Genomic DNA, 4,191 nt, shown 5'->3' with positions numbered 1-4,191 from the left:
CGGCCAGCAGCGCCTGCGCCACCGGATGCGAGGGGCAGCGCAGGCCCACGCTGTCCTGGCCGGCGCTGACCGCGTCGGGAATATGCGCGGCCCGCTTCAGAATGAGCGTAAGCGGCCCCGGCCAGAAGGCGTCGATAAGGCGGCGCGCCTGGTCGGGCACCTGCGCGGCCCAGTAGCCCACGTCGCCCCGGGGCGCGATGTGCACGATGACGGGATGGTCCGACGGCCGGCCCTTGGCCGCATAGATGCGGGCCACGGCCTGCGGGTTTTCGGCGTCCGCCCCCAGCCCGTACACGGTCTCGGTGGGAAAGGCGGCCAGCTCGCCGTCGAGCAGGCGCCGCACGGCCTGCGCGATCTCGGCCTGCGAGGCCCGGGCGGAGACTTGGCTCATGGCTTACTCGGGCGCCTGCATGCCCAGCGCCGCCGCCACGCGCGCGGCGTCGGCGCGGGCCTGTTCCAGCGTTGGCGCCACGACGTTGACATGGCCCATCTTGCGCCCGCGCCGCGCCTCGCGCTTGCCGTACAGATGCAGCTTGGCGGTGGGCACGGCCAGCGCGGCCGCCCAGTCGGGCTCGCGCTGCGTGTCCGCCCCGGGCGAGGCATACCAGACGTCGCCCAGGATGTTCAGCATGACGGCTGGCGCGAGCAGGTCGGGCCCGCCCAGCGGCAGCCCCGCCATGGCGCGCGCCTGCTGCTCGAACTGGCTGGTGAGGCAGGCGTCCATGGTGTAGTGGCCGCTGTTGTGCGGCCTGGGCGCGATTTCGTTCACGATGAGGCTGCCGTCCTTGAGCACGAAGAACTCCACGCACAGCACGCCGTGGTAGCCCAGCCCCTGCGCGATGGATTGCGCCGCCTCGGTGGCGCGCGCCTGCTGGCGCGCCAGGGACTCGTCTCCCGCGGCCGGCGCCACGGTGGACACGGCCAGGATGCCGTCGCGGTGCACGTTGCGGGCCGCCGGAAACACCACGCAGGCCCCGTCGAAGCCGCGCGCCAGCACCACGGAGATCTCGTAGTCCAGAGGCAGCAGCGCTTCGAGCACGCAGGCCACGCCGCCGAATCCGGCGAAGGCGGCCAGCGCCTGCTCGCGGTCGGCGACACGGGCCTGGCCCTTGCCGTCGTAGCCCAGGCGCGCCACCTTCAGGATGCCCGGAAACAGATGGCCGGGCGCCGCGCGCAGATCGGCCTCGGTGCGGATGGCGGCGTGCGGGGCCACGGGAATGTTCTGCCCCGCGATGAACGCCTTCTCGGCGATGCGGTCCTGCACGATGGCCACGGCGTCGGCGGCCGGGCTGACGCGGCAGCGCGCGGCCAGCGCGCGCAGGCTGTCGGCCGGCACGTTCTCGAATTCGGTGGTCACGGCTTGGCAGGTGGCGGCCAGGCGCTCGAGCCCGGCCTCGTCGTCATAGGCGGCCTGGATGTGCAGGTCGGCCACCATGCCCGCCGGGCACTCCTGCGCCGGGTCCAGCACGGCCACCCGGTAGCCCAGGCTTTGCGCGGCGTGGCAGAACATGCGGCCCAGCTGGCCGCCGCCCAGCAGGCCCAGCCAGCCGCCGGGCGGGATCGTGAAAGCTTGCGTAGCGCTCATGGTGTCAAGCCTCGGGGGGAACCTTCATGTCGCGCGCGGCCTGTGTCTGGCGGGCGCGGAAATCCACCAGCTTGCGGCGCAGGGCCTCGTCGGTGCAGGCCAGCGTGGCGATCAGGTGCAGCGCCGCGTTGGCCGCGCCCGCCTCGCCGATGGCGAAGGTGGCCACCGGCACGCCCTTGGGCATCTGCACGATGGACAGCAGCGAATCCTCGCCGCGCAGGTACTTGGAAGGCACCGGCACGCCGAACACCGGCACTTCGGTAAGGGCGGCCATCATGCCCGGCAGGTGCGCCGCGCCGCCCGCGCCCGCGATGATGCCGCGCAAGCCGCGCGCGTGCGCCTGCGCGCCGTACTCCGCCATGTCGTGCGGCATGCGGTGCGCGGAAATCACGCGCGCTTCGCAGGGCACGCCGAAGTCTTCGAGCATGGCCACTGCGTGCTTCATGACCTCCCAATCGCTGGAGGAACCCATAATCACGCCGGCCACGGGGGATGCCCCGGCGCCTGCGGAAGTCTTGGCTGTCATAACGGTGTCTGAGCGGTGTGGAAATGAGGAAAGCGCCGGCGCCGCCGCGCGGGCCATGCGCGGCCCGCACGCGGGCCGGCCGCGAAACCGGGTATTTACCCGGCGCGCGCGCCGTCCTGTCCGGGCGCGTCCGGCGCGCCCACGGCCCGCATGCCGCATGCGCCGCCTTCGCATTGCGCGAAAGCGCCCCCCACGCTGCCCAGGCTGGCCAGGAAGAACAGCGCCATGACGGCGGCGCCGGCCGCCGGCACGCGCCGCTTGATGGCGCTGTCGCCCCACTTGCGGTCCATGCACAGCATCAGCGCGCAGAAGGCGATGAGGGCCGCGCAGGCCATGAAAGTCCAAGTATAGAAATGCAGGCCGCCGAGCAGCGCCCCGTGGCCGGGATCGTCCGGCGCGATGTGCCGCAGCATCTGGCGGCCGCCGCCGCCATGCCGGCCAGCGCGGCCGCGATGGTCATGCCGTAGTGCAGCGGCGACGGCCCGAGCCGCAGGTTGAGCAGCAGCCCGGCCCCGGCCAGCACCAGCGCCGCACGCTGCAGCAGGCAGAGCGGACACGCCGGCTCGCCCTGCACGAACTGCCGGAAGAGGGCGAGCCCCAGGAACAGGCTCACGCCCAGCAGGACTACCGCGTTGACGGCGCGCGAACCGCGCGCGGGATTGGCGGAGAACATCATGGCCGGCTCACCAGGACAGGCCCAGCGGCGCGCCCAGGTGCAGGCGCAGGCCCACCCCGAAGACGGCCAGGGACACCAGCCAGAGCCCCACGCAGGCGCGGCGCCTGCCCAGCATGCCGAACCACACGGCGGCCAGCCCGGCCAGAAAAGGCAACACGATTATTACCATCCGCAGCTCCTTCTTCCCCAGGACAGGCGCCTGCGACTTCCAGGACGGGCCCCGCCCGGCGCGGCGGGAACGCGAACGGCCGCTCCCCCTTCCGTCAAAGAGAGGGAGTATAGCGTAACAATGCGAAATATTTGAAAAGAACGGACAGATTCGCTGCCCGCGCGCCCGGCCGCCGGGGGGAAGGCCGGGCGGGACGCCTCAGGCGGTCAGGCGCTCGAGCGCCTCGCGGTACTTGGCCGCGGTCTTTTCCAGCACGTCCTTGGGCAGGCGCGGCGCGGGCGGGGTCTTGTCCCAGGGCTGGGTTTCGAGCCAGTCGCGCACGAACTGCTTGTCGAACGAAGGCGGGCTGATGCCCACGCGGTAGCCGTCGGCCGGCCAGAAACGCGAGGAATCGGGCGTGAGCACTTCGTCCATGAGGTGCAGGGCGCCGTTTTCGTCCAGGCCGAACTCGAACTTGGTGTCGGCGATGATGATGCCCTTGGAGGCCGCGTAGCGCGCCGCCTCGGTGTAGAGCCTGAGCGTGACATCGCGGATGCGCTCGGCCATTTCCTGGCCCACTTCCTTGACCACGTGGGCGAAGTCCACGTTTTCGTCGTGCATGCCGAACTCGGCCTTGGCCGCCGGCGTGAAGATGGGCTCCGGAAGCTGGCTGGCCTGCTGCAGGCCGGGCGGCAGCTCGATGCCGCAGATCGCGCCCGTGGCCTGGTAATCCTTCCAACCCGACCCGATCAGGTAGCCGCGCGCCACCGCTTCCACGAGGATGGGCTTGAGCCGCTTGACCACCACGGCGCGGCCGCGCACCTGGTCCACCTCGTCCGGGGCGACCACGTCTTCGGGCCTGATGCCGGTGGAATGGTTGGGCAGGATGTGCGCCAGTTTCTTCAGCCAGAACTCGGTCAGCTCGGTCAGCACCTGACCCTTGCCGGGGATGGGGTCGTCCAGGATGACGTCGAACGCGGAGATGCGGTCGGACGCGACGATCAGCAGCTTGTCGTCGCCCACGGCGTACATGTCGCGCACCTTACCGCGGCCCAGCAGCGGCAAGGACTTGATGCTGGATTGATGCAAAGCAGAAGTCACGGGGAATGGCCTATGGCAATAATGAAGATGCCCGCCGCGGACCGGGCCGGGGCGGGACAGAAGGGATAGGGGCGCGGCCGGCGCATGCCGCAAAGCGCATAGGTTACTGCAAATGGGCGCCGCTTGTCCGCGCGCCGGGGCCCGCCGCCCTCGAC

The 4,191-nt window shown here is 71.3% G+C and carries 5 protein-coding genes and 1 pseudogene; all 6 read right to left on the bottom strand.

The genetic code is table 11. The features are described 5' to 3' along the window. On the bottom strand, positions 1 to 391 hold a 391-nt coding region (locus AD428_RS23525), incomplete at its 3' end, for an L-threonylcarbamoyladenylate synthase (protein ID WP_082308568.1). A gap of 3 nt (positions 392 to 394) precedes the next feature. Further along, the gene (locus AD428_RS23520) at positions 395 to 1,585 is read right to left on the bottom strand and encodes a 5-(carboxyamino)imidazole ribonucleotide synthase (RefSeq protein ID WP_053246763.1); all 1,191 of its coding nucleotides are present in this window, start codon (positions 1,583 to 1,585) and stop codon (positions 395 to 397) included. Positions 1,586 to 1,589: 4 nt separating this feature from the next. Next, positions 1,590 to 2,111 (bottom strand): 5-(carboxyamino)imidazole ribonucleotide mutase, encoded by a 522-nt coding sequence (gene purE / locus AD428_RS23515; RefSeq protein ID WP_053246762.1) that lies wholly within the window; start codon positions 2,109 to 2,111, stop codon positions 1,590 to 1,592. Between the two features lie 95 nt (positions 2,112 to 2,206). Then, a pseudogene (locus tag AD428_RS23510) lies at positions 2,207 to 2,787 on the bottom strand (disulfide bond formation protein B). 7 nt (positions 2,788 to 2,794) lie between these two features. After that, positions 2,795 to 2,956, bottom strand: coding sequence for a DUF5993 family protein (locus AD428_RS27275; protein ID WP_235491099.1), 162 nt, complete (start codon positions 2,954 to 2,956; stop codon positions 2,795 to 2,797). A gap of 198 nt (positions 2,957 to 3,154) precedes the next feature. Beyond that, positions 3,155 to 4,036 carry a phosphoribosylaminoimidazolesuccinocarboxamide synthase gene (locus AD428_RS23505; RefSeq protein ID WP_053246761.1) on the bottom strand — a complete coding sequence of 294 codons (882 nt, stop codon included), beginning with the start codon at positions 4,034 to 4,036 and terminating at the stop codon, positions 3,155 to 3,157. Between the last annotated feature and the right edge of the window lie 155 nt (positions 4,037 to 4,191).

This window comes from Achromobacter sp. DMS1 (genome assembly GCF_001270295.1).
This window is presented reverse-complemented; position numbering and strand designations above follow the sequence as displayed.

Coding starts and splice junctions, on each gene's coding strand:
- AD428_RS23520 (WP_053246763.1), bottom strand. CDS start 1,585: ATGAGCGCTACGCAAGCTTTCACGATCCCGCCCGGCGGCTGGCTGGGC.
- purE (WP_053246762.1), bottom strand. CDS start 2,111: ATGACAGCCAAGACTTCCGCAGGCGCCGGGGCATCCCCCGTGGCCGGC.
- AD428_RS27275 (WP_235491099.1), bottom strand. CDS start 2,956: ATGGTAATAATCGTGTTGCCTTTTCTGGCCGGGCTGGCCGCCGTGTGG.